Below are 19,056 nucleotides of genomic sequence, written 5' to 3'. Positions count from 1 at the left end.
GGAATGCCTGCGGATCGAGGCCGCCGATGTCCAGGCGCATCTGGTTGATGTAGTCGCCACTGCCCTGTTCGTAAAGGCTATGGAACAGCATGCCCTGCTGCATGGGCGACAGCGGGTAAATGTCCTCGATGTTGGCGGCAGGGATCGGCAGGCTGTCCAGCTCGGCCTGGGTCAACGCCGCCAGCGGGAAGTCGGACGGCGTCACGCAGTAATGGTCCGTTTCCAGGCAATGCTCGACCAACGCTTGCAATTCGATTGCGTAGTTATCGGCCAGGGTCTGGATGGTCTGGCTGTCGAACAGCTCATGGCTGAACGTCCAGTCCAGGCTCAGGCAACCGTCATACACACGGCCATTGAGGACCAGCCAGTTGTCCAGCGGGGCATCAAGGCTCTGTTCACGCCCGCCGCGTTCGCTGGCCGGGACGAACAGCGCGCCCTCGTCATCGGCGAAGCTGCCATCGAACTGGCCCAGGTAATTGAAAGTGATGCGCGGCTGCGCCAGTGCTGCCAGTGCCTCGCGGGTAGCGGCATCCCCCAGGTAACGCAGCACGCCGTAGCCGATGCCTTTGCCTGGGATCGTCCGCAGTTGCTCCTTGATCGCCTTGATCGAATCGCCCAGGCCTGCGGCCACCGGCAGTTTCACCGGGAACAGGCTGGTGAACCAACCCAGGGTGCGGGTCAGGTCGATGTCGTCGAACAGCTCTTCGCGGCCGTGGCCTTCCAGCTTGATCAAGGCGGCCTGCTCGCCGGTCCAGCGGCAGATCACCCTTGCCAGTGCGGTCAGCAGCAGGTCGTTAACCTGGGTGCGGTAGGCCGCCGGGGCCTGCTGCAGCAACTGACGGGTGTGGGTGGCGTTCAGACGGGTCTGCACGGTATGCGCGTGATGCCCTTGCAGGCCTGCACCGGGTTTGGCATCCGGCAAATCACTGCACTGGCCTTGCAACTGTGCTTGCCAGTAACCCAGCTCCTGCTGCAGCTCAGCGCTGCGCGCATGGTCCTGCAAACGTTGCGCCCAGGTCTGGTATGCCGAGGTCTTGGCCGGCAGTTTCACCCCCTGGCCAGTCAGGCACTGCTGGTAGGCCTGCTGCAGGTCCTCGAACAGGATCCGCCACGACACACCGTCCACCACCAGGTGGTGGATCACCAGCAGCAAGCGCTGGCTGCCGTCTTCCAGGCTCGCCAGCACCGCCCGCAGCAGTGGGCCTTCGCTCAGGTTCAGGCTGCGTTGCGCTTCGTCGCACAGCGCCGTCAGCTGCGCCGCGTCGGCGACGCTGGCCTGCCACAGCAAGTCCGACGTGCTTTCGCCGTGCACTCCCTGCCAGCCTTGCTCGCCTTCGCTGAAGCGCAGGCGCAGGGCGTCGTGGTGCTGCACCAGCGCCTGCAGCGCTTGCTCCAGGGCCGCGCCCTGCAGTGGCGACTGCGGCATCAGCAGCACCGACTGGTTCCAGTGCTGACGCTCAGGGATCGCCGTGGCGAAGAAGCCCTGCTGCACTGGCAACAGCGGCGTGCTGCCGGTCACCGGGCCCTGGTCGATCTGCACGGCCGCTTCGGCACTGCGCACCACCTGGGCCAGGGCACGGATGGTTTGGTGCTGGAACAGCTCCTTCGGCGTCAGGTGCAGGCCCAACTGGCGTGCACGGCTGACCACCTGGATCGAGATGATCGAGTCACCGCCCAGCTCGAAGAAGTTGTCGTCCAGGCCCACTTGCGCCAGTTTCAGGACGTCTTGCCAGACGCCCGCCAGTTGTTGCTCCAAGGCACTCTGCGGCGCCACGAAGGCCTGGCTGCTGGCCGCTTCCGGCAGCGGCAGGGCCTTGCGGTCGATCTTGCCGCTGGGGCTCAGCGGCAGGCTGTCGAGCAGCATCAGGTGGGCCGGCACCATGTATTCCGGCAGGCTGGCCTTGAGCGCTTCGCGCAGCGCCTCGACCGGCGCCTGGGCCACCACATAACCGACTAGCTGCTGGCCGCTCGGCCCGGGTTGGGCCATGACCAGCGCCTTGCTCACGCCGGGCTGATCCAGCAGGCAGGCTTCGATTTCGCCCAGCTCGATGCGGAAGCCGCGGATTTTCACCTGGTGGTCCACCCGGCCGACGTATTCGATCACGCCGTCGGTGCGGTAGCGCGCCAGGTCGCCGCTGCGGTACATGCGCCCGCCGTTGCCGGCGAACGGGTCCGGCAGGAAGCGCTCGGCACTCAGCCCGCTGCGGCCGAAGTAACCCCGCGCCAGCAGCTCGCCACCGATCATCAGCTCACCGACCACGCCGGTCGGCACCGGCTGGCCGGCATCGTCGAGCAGGTAGATGTCGCGGCCCGGCAGCGCCGTGCCGATCGGCAAGGTCGCCGGCACCGCTTGCTCGCCCAGCACATACGGCGTGCACTCCAGGGTGGTGGCGGTCACCGTGGCCTCGGTCGGGCCGTAGGTGTTGAACAACCGCACATGGCCGAGCCCGGCCTTGTGCCAGGCCGCCATGCCTTCCGGCGGCATCGCTTCGCCGCCGGCATGGATCTGCCGCAATTGGCCATAGTCACGCGGGCCGATGGCCGCAAACTGCTGGGCCAGCAGGTTCCAGTACGCGGTCGGCAGCAGCGCCACGCTGATGCCGTGGGCCAGGGCCTTCTGGTAGAACGTCTCGCTGTCCCACAGCTCGTTGCCGCGCAGTACCACGGCCGCGCCGCACAGCAGCGGCGAGTACAGCTGCTCGACGAAGGCGTCGAAGTTGAAGGTGGAGAACTGCAGCACCCGGTCGCTTTCGACGATGTTCGAATACCACTGGGCGACGTACGCGTGCTGGGTCAGCGACACATGGTTGATCGCCACGCCTTTCGGCCGCCCGGTCGAGCCGGAGGTGAAGATCACGTAGGCCAGGTTGTCGCCGTGCACGCGGTTGTCGGGGTTGCTGTCCGGCCAGTTGGCCTCGTCGAGCTGGTCCAGCAGCAGGCACGGCACCTGCTCGGCAAAGCCCAGTTGCTGGTGCAGGCTCGACTGGGTCAGCAGCAGGCGCAGGCCGCTGTCCTCGATCATGTGCTGCAGCCGCTCACGCGGGAATTTCGGGTCCAGCGGCACATAGCCGCCACCGGCCTTGAGCACCGCCAGCAGGGCGATGATCATCGGCGCGTCGCGCTCCACGGCGATACCGACCAGCACCTCTGGGCCGACCCCCTGGGCGATCAGGCGATGGGCCAGGCGGTTGGCCGCCGCGTTGAGCTGGGCGTAGGTCAGTTGCTGGGTTTCGCTGATCAACGCCAGGTTGTCCGGCACGCGCTGGGCCTGCTGCTCGAACAATACATGGGTCGGCTGCAGGCTTGGGTATTGGCCTTCGGCCAGGCCCCAGTCCTGGATCGGCGCGCGCTGGCGGCCGCCTTCGAACAGGGTCAGCTCGCCCAGGCAACGCTGGGCGGAACCTTCGACCATCTGCGCCAGCAGGTGCGCCAGGTGGGCGCTGACCTGGGCGATGCCTTCGGCGGCGAAATGCTCGCGGGCGTAGGTGTAGTGCAGCAAGATATCGGCCCCGGCGCTGACACTCAGGGTCAAGGGGAAGTTGTTCTGCTCACGGCTTTGCACCTCACCAAAGCGCAGCGCATCCGGCGCACCTTGCTGCAGCGCTTCGGACACCGGGAAGTTCTCGAACACCAGCAGGGTGTCGAACAACCCTTCACCGCCCTGCCCGGCCCAGCGTTGGATATCGCTCAGCGCACTGTGCTCGTGATCACGCAGCGCCAGGTTGATGCCTTGCAGGCGTTGCAACCAGCCATCGAGCGCAAGCTCAGGTGCAGGCTCGGCCACCACTGGCAAGGTATTGATGAACAGGCCAACCTGCTGTTCGATGCCAGCGAGTGCCGTTGGCCGGCCGGCCACGGTGGCGCCGAAGGCCACGCAATCCTGGCCGCTGTAGCGTTGCAGCAGCAACAACCACGCGGCCTGCACCACAGTGTTGAGGGTGACTTTCTGCTGCCGGGCGAATTCGCTCAGGCGGCGGGTCTGGGCCGCGTCCAGGCGTAGCTTGTGCTCGCCCTGGCCACCGATCAGCGCGGTACTCGGCTTGATCACCCGGCTCAACCAGGTCGGCTCGGCCAAAGGCGCCAGTTGCTCGCGCCAGAATGCCTCGCTGGCCTGGGTATCCTGACGTTGCAGCCAGCCGATGTAGTCGCTGTATCGCCCCACTGCAGCCTGGGTGGCTTGGCCGGCGTAATGCTGCAGCACTTCACCCAGCAACAGCGAATTGCTCCAGCCGTCCATGAGGATGTGATGGCTTGTATAGATCAGCTGATGGCTGTGTTCGCCAGTGCGCGCCAAGGTCAGGCGCAAAAGCGGTGCCTCGCCCAAGTCAAAACCGCGCTCGCGCTCGGCCTCGACCAGCCGGGACAATACCAAGGGCTGGTCATCGCTATTACGCAGATCGACTTCGACGAAGGGCACGGACAGTTGTTTGCGCACCCACTGCAGGGGCCGCGCAAGGTCGCCTTGCCAGATGAACCCGCTGCGCAGGATGTCATGGCGCTGCACCACCGCCTGCCAGGCCTGCTGGAAGCGCGCCGGGTCAAGCCCGTCGACCGTCACGCACAGCTGGTTGATGTAGTCGCCCGACGCGTGTTCATAGAGGCTGTGGAACAGCATGCCTTGCTGCATCGGCGACAGCGGGTAGAGATCCTGCACGTCCTGCCAAGGCAGCTGCAGGTTGTCCAGCTGCGCCTGGTCGAGCGTCGCCAGCGGGAAGTCCGACGGCGTCACGCCGACACTTTCCGGGGTCAGGCAGTGGGCGATCAGGCCCTGCAGTTCCTGCTGGTAGGCCTCAGCCAGCTGCTCGATGGTGGCGCGCTCGAACATCTGCTCGCTGAAGGTCCAGCCCAGGCGCAACTCGCCACCGTAGACCTGGCCGTTGATGCTCAACCAGTTGCCCAGCGGTGCGGCGGCGCCTTGTTCAGCACCGGCGTCTTCGCTGGCAGGCACGAACAACGCGCCCTGCTCGGCGGCAAAACTGCCGTCGAACTGGCCGAGGTAGTTGAAGGTGATGCGCGGCTCCGCCAGGCCACTCAGGGCCGCGCGGCTCTCGGCGCTGCCCAGGTAGCGCAGGGCGCCGTAGCCAATGCCCTTGTCAGGGATGGCGCGCAGCTGTTGTTTCACCTGCTTGATCGCCTGGCCCAGCGTGTCGTCGCTTGCCAGTCGGACCGGGAAGGCGCTGGTGAACCAACCGACGGTACGGGTCAGGTCGACTTGTTCGAACAGGTCTTCGCGGCCATGGCCTTCGAGCTGAATCAACGCCGAAGCCTCACCGGTCCAGCGGCAGATCACCCGTGTCAGGGCCGTCAGCAGCAGGTCGTTGACCTGGGTTCGGTAAGCGGCCGGGGCCTGCTGCAGCAATTGCTGGGTCTGCTTGCCATCCAGGCGCGTATGCACCGTCTGGGCGTGGCGCTTTTCCAGGCTGGCGTGTTCACGTGCCTGGGGTAGGCCGGTAGGTGCGTCGGCCACCTGGGCCTGCCAATAGTCCAGTTGTCGGGTCAATGCTTCGCCGCTGGCGTGGGCCTGCAAGCGCTCAGCCCAGTGCTTGAATGCGCTGGTCTTGGCGGGCAGTTTGGCGGCCTCCCCTGCCAGGCACTGCGTATAGGCCTGCTGCAGGTCGTCGAACAAAATCCGCCACGAAACGCCGTCCACCACCAAATGGTGGATGACCAGCAACAGGCGCTGGCTGCCATCGTCCAGGGTCGCCAGCACGGCCCGCAGCAAGGGGCCATTTTCCAAATCCAGGCTGCGCTGGGCCTCGTTGCACAGCGCGGTGAGTTGCTCGTCACTGGCGACCGTGCCTTGCCACAGCAACGGTTCCCGGGCAAAGGCTGCCTGTTGCTGTGCCAGGTCACGGTGCCAGGCCAGGCCCGTTTCGGCGTCGAAGCGCAGGCGCAACGCATCGTGATGCGACACCAGCGCCTGCAATGCCGCCTGTAGCGCCTGAGGGTCCAGCGCCTGAGCCGGCTTGAGCAGCACCGACTGGTTCCAGTGGTGCGCGTCGGCAATGTTCTGCTCGAAGAACCACCGCTGGATGGCCAACAACGGCATGCTGCCTTCGACCGGCCCTTGGTCAATCCGGGCCACCTCGCCGAAGCGGGCGATGCCGGCCAAGGCTTGCACGGTCTGGTGCAGGAACAGGTCTTTCGGGTTGAGCGCAATGCCCGCCTGACGTGCGCGGCTGACCACCTGGATAGAGATGATCGAATCCCCACCCAACTCGAAGAAGTTGTCGGTAACGCCTACCTGCGGCAGCTTGAGCACGTCCTGCCAGATTTGCACCAGGGTCTGCTCGACCTCGCCGCTGGCCGCGACATGATGGCGCTGCAGTTGGGAGAGGTCCACCGCTGGCAGTGCCTTGCGATCGACCTTGCCATTGGGGGTGAGCGGCAAGTGCTGGAGGAACTGCACGTGCGCCGGCACCATGTAGTCCGGCAGATCGACTTTCAGCAGGGCCTTGATCTGCTCGCGACGCTTGGCCTGGGCCTCGCTGTCAGCCGCCAGCTCCCGGGCATCGTCCACCACCACATAGCCCACCAGTTGCTGACCGCTCGGGCCAGCCTGGGCGACCACCACGGCGTCACGCACGCCCGGCACCGCCAGCAAGCGTGCCTCGACTTCACCCAGTTCGATACGGAAGCCCCGTACCTTCACCTGGCGGTCGATGCGCCCCAGGTAATCGATGATGCCGCTGCCCCGTTGGCTCACCAGGTCACCGCTGCGGTAGAGCCTGGCGCCATGGCCGAACGGGTCCGGCACGAAGCGTTCGGCAGTCATCGCCGGGCGCTTGAGGTAGCCGCGGGCCAGGCCCTGGCCACCGAGGTACAGCTCGCCGGGGATGCCCAGTGGCAACAGGTTGAGGTCGGCATCGAAGACATACGCCCGGCGCTCGCCGACGCGGTCACCGATCGGTGCATAGGCGGCGCCGCACGGGTCTTGTTCGGCAGCCTTCCAGATCAGCGGCGTGACCACTGTTTCGGTAGGGCCATAGCCGTTGATGATGTAGGTCGGGCGCAGCGCACGGCGGGCCAGGGCATAGCTGGCCTCGGCCACCGCGTCGCCACCGAAGCAGTAGACCCGCACCGGCGGCGGATTGCCATCGCGTTCGGCATGTTCGGCCAACTGTTGCAGGTACACCGGCGGGAATGCCGCCACGGTCACGCCATGGGCGTGCATGGCGTCGTAGGTCTGCTCCGGGGTCCACAGCTGCGGGTCGCGGATCAGCAGCGAGGCACCGTGGGTCAGTGCGGTCAGCCAGCGTTCGTGCGCACCGTCAAAGGCGAACGACATGAAGTGCAGTTCGCAGTCGCTCGGGCTCATTTCGTAACGGGCACCGATGGCCCGGCAATGCATGGCGATCGGACCATGGGCGACCGCCACGCCTTTGGGCAGGCCGGTGGAACCCGAGGTGTAGATGACGTACGCGAGGTTGTCGGCAGCCACCGCGACCGCAGGCGCATGGTTGGGCTGCGGGGTCAGGTCGATCTGGTCCAGCGCCAGCGTCGCCAGGCCTTCTGGCACCGGCAGGCGCTGCAGCAGCGGGCTGTCGCTGAGTAACAGGGCCATGCCGCTGTCCTGCATCAGGTAGGCCAGGCGCTCACGCGGGTATTCCGGGTCGAGCGGAGTGTAGGCGCCGCCGGTCTTGAGCACGGCGAGCAGGCTGACGACCATCTCCAGGCCACGCTCCAGGGCGATGCCCACCAACACCTCCGGGCCGACGCCTGCACTGATCAGGGCATGGGCCAGGCGGTTGGCCTGCTGGTCGAGTTCGGCGAAGCTCATGCGCTGCCCGGCAAACAGCAGCGCGGTAGCGTCCGGGGTTTGCGCCGCCTGCTCGGCGATGCGCTCGTGCACCAACGGGCCCTCGATGTGGCGCAGGTCCGGTGCGTTGCGCTCGCTCAGCAGATGATAGAGCTCGGTTTGCGCCAGCAGCGGCAGCTCGGCGATGCACTGAGCTGGGTTGGCGACGATGCCACGCAGCAAGGTCAACCAGTGGCCGCCCAGGCGCGCGATGGTCGGGGCGTCGAACAGATCGCAGGCGTAGGTCAGCGAGGCCCACAGGCCGTCTTCCCCCTCGACGGTGTCCAGGGTCAGATCGAAGGAGGCGGTGTGGCTCTCCCAGAACAGCCCTTCGATGCTCAGCCCCGGCAGCTGCCGGGCACGGTTGTCGCGGGCCTGGCGGTCCTGGCGCTGGTGGTTGTACATCACCTGGAACAAAGGGCTGTGGCTCAGGCTGCGGTCCGGCTGCAGGGCTTCGACCAGCTGTTCGAAGGGCAGGTCCTGCTGGGCCTGGGCACCGAGTACCGCCTGCTTGACCTGCTGCAACAGCGTGCGGAAGGCCAGCGGCCCCTCGACCTCTGCGCGCAGCACCTGGGTGTTGACGAAGAAGCCCAGCAGGCGGTCGGTCTCGACCCGGTTGCGGTTAGCGCTGGGCACGCCGACGCGGATGTCGGTCTGCCCGCTGTAGCGGTGCAGCAGCACCTGGAACGAGGCCAGCAACAGCATGAACAATGTCACTTGCTCTTGCTGCGCGACGGCTTGCAAGGCTTCGCTGAGCGCACTGTCCAGCGGCAGGTCGAAGCGCGCCCCGCGTTGACTGGGCTGGGCCGAACGCGGGCGGTCGGTGGGCAGCTCCAGCACCGGCTGGCGCTCGCCCAGTTGCTCGCGCCAGTAGGCCAGCTGCTGCTCGCTGCCCCCGGCCTCCATCCAGCGCCGTTGCCACACGGCATAGTCGGCGTACTGGATGGCCAACGCCGGCAGGGTGACCGGGCGCTGCTCGGCAAAGCCCAGGTAGAGTTGCATCAGCTCATCGACCATCACCTGCATCGACCAGCCGTCCGAGACGATGTGGTGCTGGACCATTACCAGCACATGCTCGTCGGCAGCCAACGCCAGCAGACCGACCCGCACCAGCGGGCCGCACTCCAGGTCGAAGGGCTTGGCCACCTGCTGCTCGATCAACGCCTGGATGCACGCCTCGCGCTCATCCACCGCGCTGCCAGCCGGCAGTTCGAGCCGTTCGATGGCCAGGGGCAATTGGGCCTGCACCTGCTGACGCGGCCGCTCGCCATCGAGGACGAAGGTGGTGCGCAAGGTTTCGTGGCGCGCGACCAGGGCATCGAACGCCTGTTGCAGGGCCGCGACCTCCAGCTGGCCACGCAGGCGCAGTGCGGTGGGTATGTGGTAGGCGCTGGAGCCCGGCTCCAGCTGCCAGAGGAACCACTGGCGCTCCTGGGCAAACGACAACGGCAGGCTGTCGAGCTCGTCACGGATCTCGGGGATCGGCAGGTTGGCCGGCGAAACGTTTTGCTCGGCCATTTTTGCCAGGTACTGGCGACGCTTGTCCAACGGCAAGGCGATGAAGCGTTTGGCAATGCGCAGGGCGGCGGAACGGTCCATTACACCTCCTCCATTTCGTCGAGCAGGCTTTCCAGCTGGTTGAGGGTGGCGTTGTCCACGCCTTCACCGCCTTGTTCCAGCTGATGGGCCAGTTCGCCCAGGGTCGGGTATTGGAAAATCAATTGCGCAGTTGCCTTCATACCAAGCTCGAGTTGAATGCGTGAAACCAGACTCACGACGAGAAGAGAGTGACCGCCCAGGTCGAAGAAGTGGTCGTTCAGGCCGACCTTCTCGAGCTTGAGCACGTCCTGCCAGATCGCTGCCAGCTGGCATTCGACCGGGCTTTGCGGCGCCACATAAAGATGTTGTTGCTGTGCCACTTGCGGCACGGGCAGGGCCTTGCGGTCCAATTTGCCGTTGGGGCTGAGCGGCCATTGTTCGAGCAGCACCCATTGGCTGGGCACCATGTACTCGGGCAGGTTGGCTTTGAGGTGGGCCTTGAAACGCTCGCGCAGCAGCGCCTGGCGTTTTGCCTCAAGGTCCGCTTCGGCGGCCAGCACATAGCCCACCAGTTGCGCGCCGGCGGCGCCAGGCTGGGCCAGCACCACGGCTTCACGCACCTCGTTCAGGTCGAGCAGGCGTGCTTCGATCTCGCCCAGCTCGATGCGCTGGCCACGGATCTTCACCTGGTGGTCCAGGCGACCGAGGTACTCGAGGGCGCCGTCGGCGCGGTAGCGCACCCGATCACCGGTTCGGTACAGGCGCTCGCCATCGCCCAAGGGGCTGGCGACGAAGCGCTCTGCGGTCAGCGCCGGGCGGCGGTGGTAGCCACGCGCCAGGCCGACGCCACCGAGGTACAGCTCCCCGGCCACGCCCGGCACCACCGGCTGCAGCGCAGCGTCCAGCACGTGGGTCTGCAGGTTGGCGATCGGCCGGCCGATCGGCACGTTGTCGCTGCCCTCCTCCACGCAGGTCCAGTGGGTCACGTCGATGGCGGCTTCGGTCGGGCCATACAGGTTGTACAGCGCCGCCTTCGGCAGGCGCGCGAACACCTGGGCCTGGGCATCCAGCGGCAGTGCCTCGCCACTGCAGACGATGCGCCGCAGGCTATGGCAACCGCCCAGGTCCGGCGACTGCAGGAACACCTGCAGCATCGACGGCACGAAGTGCAGCGTGCTGATCGCGTGCTGCTCGATCAGCTCGACCAGGCGCGCCGGGTCGCGGTGCGCGCCCGGCTCCGCGACCACCAGTTGCGCACCGGTCATCAGCGGCCAGAAAAACTCCCACACCGACACGTCGAAGCTGAACGGCGTCTTCTGCAATACCCGGTCGCCAGCGCCCAGGCCGTAGGCCTGCTGCATCCAGTGCAGGCGGTTGCCCAGGGCCAGGTGGCGGTTGCCGGCGCCTTTCGGCTTGCCGGTGGAACCGGAGGTGTAGATCACGTAGGCCAGGTGTTCTTCGCTCAACGCGACCTGCGGGTTGGCGCATTCGGCAAGCTCGCCTTCAGGCGCGTCCAGCAGCAGGGTCGGCAGATCGGCCGGCAGCGGCAACTGCAGGCCGCGCTGTTGCAGCAGCAGCGCCATGCGGCTGTCGTCGATCATGTAGGCCAGGCGCTCTTCGGGGTATTCCGGGTCCAGCGGCAGGTAGGCGCCGCCGGCCTTGAGGATCGCCAGCAGGCCGATGACCATCTCCAGCGAACGCTCGGCGGCGATGCCCACCAGCACATCCGGGCCGACGCCACGGGCGATCAGCGCATGGGCCAGGGTGTTGGCGGCGTTGTTCAGCTGGCGGTAGCTGAGCTGGCGGGCGCCGAACACCAGGGCGGTGGCTTCGGGGCTGCGCTCGACTTGCTGTTCGATCAGGCGCTGCACGCGGCATTCGTCCGGGTAGCGCTGGGCGGTCTGGTTCCAGGCGTGCAGGGTCTGTTCTTGCGCGGTGTCCATCAACGCCAGCTCGGCCACCCGCGCCTGCGGCTCGGCGAGCATGCCGCGCAGCAAGGTCTGCCAATGGCCAGCCATGCGCTCGATGGTGCTGGCGTCGAACAGGTCGGTGGCGTAAGTCAGGGTAGCGCCGAGGCCATAGGCGGTCTCGAAGGTGTCCAGGGCCAGGTCGAACTGCGCGCTCTGGTGCTCGCCACTCAAGGTCTCGACCTCAAGCTGCGGCACCTGGAAGCCCTCGCCCAGCTGCTGATCGAGGGCGTTGCGGTGGTTGAACATGACCTGGAACAGCGGGTTGTGGCTGAGGCTGCGGGTCGGCTGCAAAGCTTCGACCAGTTGCTCGAACGGCAAGTCCTGATGCTGTTGGGCACCCAGGGCCGCCTGGCGCACCTGTTCGAGCAGCGCGTCGACGGTCAGCGTGCCATGGAAGCGCGCGCGCAGGACCTGGGTGTTGACGAAGAAGCCGATCAGCCGCTCGGTTTCCAGGCGGTGGCGGTTGGCCACTGGCACGCCGACGCGGATATCGTCCTGGCCGCTGTAGCGCTGCAGCAGGGCCTGGAACGAGGCGAGCAGCAGCATGAACAGGGTCACGTTGTGCTGCTGCGCCAGATGCTGCAGGCCGGCGGCCAGGTCGGCCTCCAGCGTCAGCGCCAGGCGCGCCCCACGGTAGCTCTGCAGCGCCGGGCGGGCATGGTCGGTGGGCAGTTCCAGCACCACAGGTTCCGCGCCCAGCTGCTCGCGCCAGTACACCAGCTGCCGCTCGCGTTCACCGGCAGCCAGCCAGTCGCGCTGCCAGTGGGCGTAATCGAGGTACTGCACCGGCAACGGCGGCAGCGCGGGCTGGCTGCCGTTGGCCAGGGCGGCGTAGCTCTGCATCCATTCGTCGACCATCACCTGCATCGACCAGCCATCGGAGACGATGTGGTGCTGCACCAGGGTCAGCACATGGTCGCGGGCGCCCAGGCGCAACACGCCAATGCGCAGCAGCGGGCCGTTGATCAGGTCGAAGGCCTGTGCGGTCTGCGCCTGGATGAAGGCCTGAACGCGCGCCGCATCGTCACCGTCGCCAGCGGCCGGTTGCACGCTGATCGGCAGGCGCAGCTGCGCATGGATGACCGGCCGCACCTGGTCTTGTTCCTGGATGAACGTGGTACGCAAGCTCTCGTGGCGCGCCACCAGCACGTTGAAGCTGTCTTCCAGGGCTTGCAGGTCGAGATCCCCGCGCAGGCGCAGGGCCATCGGGATGTGATAGGCGGTGCTGTGCGGCTCCAGCTGCCAGAGGAACCACTGGCGCTCCTGGGCGAACGACAGCTGCAGCGGCTGGTTGCGGTCGATGGCTACGATCCCCGGTGCGCGGCTGCCTTGCAGCTCACCGAGGGCCTGGGTGAAGGCCTGCAGCGTGCTGTGCTCGAACATCAGCGCCAGCGGCACTTCCAGGTCGAGTTCCTGGGCCACGCGGGACACTACCTGGGTGGCAAGCAGCGAATGCCCGCCAAGGTCGAAGAAGTGATCGGCCAGGCCTACCTGTTCCAGGTGCAGCACCTGCGCCCAGATGGCCGCGACCTTGCATTCGAGGTCGCTCACGGGCGCCTGGAATTCGCGGCGCGATTGGGCCAGGTCTGGCGCAGGCAATGCCTTGCGGTCGAGCTTGCCGTTGGGGCTCAGCGGCATGGCGGGTAGCCACACCAACTGCGCGGGCACCATGTAGGCCGGCAGGCGGCTGGCCAGTTCGGCCTTGAGCTGCTCTTGCCAGGCCAGCTGGTCGACGGGCTGGCGTGGGTCGGCGACGTAACCGACCAGGTGCTGGCCCTGGGCGTCGCGCTGGGCGACCACCACGGTTTCACCGGCACCGGCCACTTCCAGCAGGCGTGCTTCGATCTCGCCCAGCTCGATGCGCTGGCCACGGATCTTCACCTGATGGTCCAGGCGACCGAGGTATTCGAGGGCGCCGTCGGCGCGGTAGCGCACCAGGTCACCGGTGCGGTAAAGGCGCTCGCCATCGCCCAAGGGGCTGGCGACGAAGCGCTCTGCGGTCAGCGCCGGGCGGCGGTGGTAGCCACGCCCCAGGCCGACGCCGCCGAGGTACAGCTCACCGGCCACGCCCGGCACCACCGGCTGCAGCGCAGCGTCCAGCACGTGGGTTTGCAGGTTGGCGATCGGCCGGCCGATCGGCACGTTGTCGCTGCCCTCCTCCACGCAGGTCCAGTGGGTCACGTCGATGGCGGCTTCGGTCGGGCCATAGAGATTAAACAGCGCCGCCTTCGGCAGGCGCGCGAACACCTGGGCCTGGGCATCCAGCGGCAGGGCCTCGCCACTGCAGACGATGCGCCGCAGGCTATGGCAACCGCCCAGGTCCGGCGACTGCAGGAACACCTGCAGCATCGACGGCACGAAGTGCAGCGTGCTGATCGCGTGCTGCTCGATCAGCTCGACCAGGCGCGCCGGGTCGCGGTGCGCGCCCGGCTCCGCGACCACCAGTTGCGCACCGGTCATCAGCGGCCAGAAAAACTCCCACACCGACACGTCGAAGCTGAACGGCGTCTTCTGCAGCACCCGGTCGCCAGCGCCCAGGCCGTAGGCCTGCTGCATCCAGTGCAGGCGGTTGCCCAGGGCCAGGTGGCGGTTGCCGGCGCCTTTCGGCTTGCCGGTGGAACCGGAGGTGTAGATTACGTAGGCCAGGTGTTCTTCGCTCAACGCGACCTGCGGGTTGGCGCATTCGGCAAGCTCGGCTTCAGGCGCGTCCAGCAACAACGTCGGCAGATCGGCCGGCAGCGGCAGGTGCAGGCCGCGCTGTTGCAGCAGCAGGGCCATGCGGCTGTCGTCGATCATGTAGGCCAGGCGCTCTTCGGGGTATTCCGGGTCCAGCGGCAGGTAGGCGCCGCCGGCCTTGAGGATCGCCAGCAGGCCGATGACCAACTCCAGCGAACGCTCGGCGGCGATGCCCACCAGCACATCCGGGCCGACGCCACGGGCGATCAGCGCATAGGCCAGGGTGTTGGCGGCGTTGTTCAGCTGGCGGTAGCTGAGCTGGCGGGCGCCGAACACCAGGGCGGTGGCTTCGGGGCTGCGCTCGACCTGCTGTTCGATCAGGCGCTGCACGCGGCATTCGTCCGGGTAGCGCTGGGCGGTGTGGTTCCAGGTGTGCAGGGCTTGCTGAGCGCTGGCGTCGAGCATCGGCAACTCGCCAATCGCCTGGCCAGCATCGGCAACCATGCCACGCAGCAGGGCCTGCCAATGGCTTGCCAGACGCTCGATGCTGGCGGCCTCGAACAGGTCGGCGGCGTACACCAGGGCCACGGCGATGCCCTGCGGGGTCTCCAGGGTTTCCAGGGACAGCTCGAACTGCGCGCCGCCGCCGTCAAGCAGCAGCTCGCGGGCCTGCAACTGCGGCAGGCTGCTGCCAGTGGCGGTGGCGCCGAGGGTGCTGAGGTGGTTGTACATCACCTGGAACAGCGGGTTCTGGTTCAGTGCGCGCTGCGGGTTGAGCACTTCGACCAGGCGGTCGAACGGCAGGTCCTGATTGGCCTGGGCACCCAGGGTCACGTCCTTGACCGCTTGCAGCCACTGGCCGACGGCAAGCTCCGGCTGCGGGCACAGGCGCATCACCAGGGTGTTGACGAAGAAGCCGACCACGCCTTCCAGCTCCTGGCTGTTGCGGTTGTTCACCGGCACACCGATGCGCAGGTCCTGCTGGCCGCTGTGGCGCTGCAGCAACAGGGCGAAGGCACCGAGGAACAGCTGGAACAGGGTCACGCCCTGGGCCTGCGCCAGTTCGCGCAGCTGCCGCTCCAGGTCCTGCGGCAGGCGCAGGTCGAGGCGTGCGCCCCGGTCGCTGACCTGGGCGCTGCGTGGGTGATCGGTGGGCAGCTCCAGCACCACCTGCTCGCCGCCCAGGCGTTCTACCCAGTAATCCTGCTGGCGCTGCATCTCGCCGTGTTCCAACCATTGGCGCTGCCAGTGGGCGTAGTCGGCGTACTGCACGGCCAGCGGCTTCAGGGCAGGTTCACGGCCGGCGTTGAAGGCGCTGTAGAGTTCGACGAACTCGTGCACCAGCAGGCTCATCGACCAACCGTCGGAGGTGATGTGGTGCAGGGTCAGCACCAGCACCCACTCTTCGGCGCTGCGTTCGAGCACCTTGACCCGCATCAGCGGCCCCTGGTGCAGGTCGAACAGGCGGGTGATCTCGGCACGCACCGCCAGCTCCAGCTGAGGCTGGCTGGCGTCGGGCAAGGCGGTCCATTGCAAGTCCACGGCAGTGGCCGGCTGGACCTGCTGATAAAGCTGGCCATCGTGCTGAACGAAGGTGGTGCGCAACGATTCATGGCGCGCCAGCAGGCCATCGACTGCCTGCTGCAGGGCCTGGCGGTCGAGGTTGCCCTGCAGGCGCACGGCCAGCGGGGTGTGGTAGGCCGTGCTGTGCGGTTGCAAGGTCCAGAACATCCACTGGCGCTGCTGGGCGAAGGATGCCGGCAGGCGCTCGCTGCGCGGCAGGGCCGGGATCGCCGCTTGCTCGCGATAACGTTCGCAGTGCGCCAGCGCCTCGGCCAGTTCGCCCAGGTTGGCAGTGTCGAAGATGGCCCGCAGCGGCAGGTCCAGACCCAGCTGGCGGCGGACCCGCGAAACGATCTGCACGGCCAGCAGCGAATGGCCGCCCAGGCTGAAGAAGTTGTCCAGCAGCCCCACTTCCGACACCTTGAGCACCTGCTCCCAGATGCCGGCCAGGGCTTGCTGCTGCGCCGTTGCAGGCGGCACATGGGCATGCGCCGTGCGCTCCAGGGTTGGCAGCGGCAGCGCGCGGCTGTCGAGCTTGCCGTTGGCGGTCAATGGCATGGCCTCCAACGCCTGGAAGACGCTGGGCACCATGTAGTCCGGCAGGCGCGTGGCCAGCCAGGCCTTGAGTTCGTCCTGCTGCGCCTGGCCATTGCCGTCGGCGTATACCACGTAAGCCACCAGTTGCGCCTCGCCGGCCTCACCGACCAGCAGCACGGCGGCATCGCGTACCTGCGGCGCCGCGCGAAGTACCACCAGGACCTCTTCCAGGTCGATGCGGTAGCCGCGCAGCTTGACCTGGCGGTCGACCCGGCCGAGGAAGGCGAGCTCGCCACTGACCAGACGGCGTACCCGGTCACCCGTGCGGTACAGGCGTGCCCCCGGCGCGCCAAACGGGTCGGGCACGAAGCGCTCGGCGGTCATGCCGGGGCGGCCGTGGTAACCACGGGCAAGGCCCGCGCCGCCGATGTACAGCTCGCCATGGCTGCCCGGTGCCTGCAACTGCAGGCCAGCGTCCAGCACATGGGTGCTGAGGTTGGGCAACGGAAAGCCGAGCACGATCGGGGTGCCTGCCGCAGTCAGGTTGTGGGTCAGCACGCCCACGGTGGTTTCGGTGGGGCCGTAGTGGTTGACGATGTCGCAACGGCCCAGCGCGCGTACGCGCTCGACCAATGCCTGGGAGCAGGCCTCACCCCCGACCACCAGGCAACGGGCTGGCAGCACGCGTTCCGGGCGCTCGGCACCGAGCAACGCTTCCAGGTGCGACGGCACGATCTTCAGCACGTCGATACCGTGGGCCTGGACATAGTCCCCGAAGCGCAGCGGGTCGAGCGCGACGTCCTGCTCGATGACATGCAGCACGCGCCCGGAGCACAGGGCGCCGAACAACACGGTGTGGCCGAGGTCGGCTGCCAGGGTGGAAACCACCGCCATGCTGCTCGCGCCGTCCAGCGGCAAGGCCTGGGCGATGCCCTGCAGGTAGTTGCCCAACGACGCATGGCTGACGGCCACGCCCTTGGCGGTACCGGTGGACCCTGAGGTGTAGATGACATAGGCCAGGTGCCGGCCATCGACCTTGCGCTGTGGGCCCTGGGCGCTGCGCTCGGGGCGTGCCGGGTCGAGCAGCAGCGTGGTCACCCCAGCCACCTGTGGCAGGCTGGCCTGCAGCGCCTGCTGGGTCAGCAGCACGCCGATGCGGCTGTCTTCGATCATGTAGGCCAGGCGCTGGGCAGGGAATCCCGGATCCAGCGGCACATAGGCCGCGCCGGCCTTCCACACGGCCAGCAGGCCGATCACCATCTCCAGGGACCGCTCGGCAGCCAGGCCCACGCAGACTTCCGCGCCCACACCCAGCTCCACCAGCTGCTGCGCCAGCGCATTGGCACGGGCATCCAGCTCGCGGTAGCTCAGGCTGTGTTCGGCGAACACCAGCGCCTGCGCCTCGGGCACGCGCTGCACCTGAGCTTCGAACTGCTCAAGGGCGGTCGACGCTGCAGCCGCCGGGCGGCCATTGGCCTGTTGCAACAGTTGCTCGGCCTGCGCTTCGTCGAGCATTGGCAACTGGTCGAGCACCTGATCACTCGCACCGACCATGCCGCGCAGCAGCTGCTGCCAGTGGCCGGCCATGCGCGCGATAGTGGCGCCCTCGAACAGTTCGCAGGCGTAGGTCAGCGAGGCGTGCAGCTTGCCGCCGCGCTCGAAGGTGGTCAGGGTCAGGTCGAACGGCGTCGAACGGCTGCTCCACTCCAATGGGCGCAGCTCCAGGCCGTCACCGACCGCCATCACTTCGACGTCGGCGACATTCGGCAAATGGTTGTACATCACCTGGAACAACGGGTTGTGGCTCAGGCTGCGGTCCAGGTCGAGGGCTTCGACCAGTTGCTCGAAGGGCAGGTCCTGGTGCGCCTGGGCACCGGTGGCGGTCTGCTTGACCGCCGCCAGCAGGCTGGCCACCGATTGCTGACCGTGCACGCGGGTGCGCAGCACCTGGGTGTTGACGAAGAAGCCGATCAGCCCCTCCACCTCGGCGCGGTTGCGGTTGGCGATCGGCACACCGACGCGCAGGTCGGTCTGGCCGCTGTGGCGGTACAGCAGCAGGTTGAACGCCGCCAGCAGCACCATGAACAAGGTGACGTTGTGCTGGCGCGCCAGCGCCCGCAGTTGCTCTGCCAGGGCTTCGTCAATGACCAGTTCATGGCGCTGACCCCGCTGGCTGGCCACGGCCGGGCGCGGGAAATCGGTGGCCAGTTCGAGCAACGGGTGCTCATCGCCTAGTTGCGCGCGCCAGTAGTCGAGCTGACGCTCCTGCTCACCGGCCTCCAGCCACTTGCGCTGCCACAGGGCGTAATCCTGATACTGGATGGGCAACGCCGGCAGCTGGGCTTCACCGCCTTGCACGAAAGCTTGGTAGCACTGCACGAACTCATCGATCAACACGTTCATCGACCAACCATCGGCGACGATGTGGTGCAGGGTCAGCAGCAGCACATGTTCCTGCGCCCCCAGCACCAGCAGGGTGACGCGCAGCAGCGGGCCATTGGCCAAATCGAACGGGCGCAAGGCCTCCTGTTCGGCCAACTGGCGCACGCGGGCGTCCTGGGCATCGGCACTCAGTGCCTGCAGGTCGACCTGCTCGACCTGCAACGACTGTGTGGCCGGCACTTGTTGCACCAGCCCGTCAGCGTCTTCGGCGAACACCGTGCGCAGGGTCTGGTGGCGTGCCACCAGGCCGGCAAACGCACGCTCAAGGGCCGGCACATCCAGTGGCCCGCTCAGGCGCACGGCGCTGGGCAGGTTGTAGGCCCCGCTATGGCGATCCAATTGCCAAAGGAACCACATGCGCTGCTGGGCATAGGACAGCGCATGACGATCGTCGACCTCGACATCGGCGGCGATGGGGAACTGGGAGAAGTCGATGCGCTCAGCGCGCAAGCCATCCAGGAACAGGCGGCGCTTTTCCACTGGCAGCTCAATGAAACGGCGGGCAAGCTTCAGGGACTTCTCGGCATTCAT

The 19,056-nt window shown here is 67.2% G+C and carries 2 protein-coding genes (1 of these 2 cut by a window edge); both read right to left on the bottom strand.

What is annotated here, in order from left to right:
- Positions 1-9,397 carry the 5' portion of a non-ribosomal peptide synthase/polyketide synthase gene (locus tag ACZ6YA_RS00680; protein ID WP_465894797.1) on the bottom strand. 8,300 nt of this gene lie to the left of the window's left edge, so the window shows 9,397 of its 17,697 coding nt (coding positions 1-9,397); the start codon lies at positions 9,395-9,397; the stop codon falls past the left edge of the window.
- Positions 9,397-19,056, bottom strand: a complete 9,660-nt coding sequence (locus ACZ6YA_RS00675) for an amino acid adenylation domain-containing protein (RefSeq protein WP_465894796.1) — start codon at positions 19,054-19,056, stop codon at positions 9,397-9,399. The genes ACZ6YA_RS00680 and ACZ6YA_RS00675 overlap by 1 nt, the downstream gene beginning before the upstream one ends.

It is taken from the genome of Pseudomonas sp. NPDC090752, assembly GCF_055584805.1.
The sequence above is the reverse complement of the archived record's forward strand: the minus strand, read 5'-3'. Positions and strand labels throughout refer to the sequence as shown.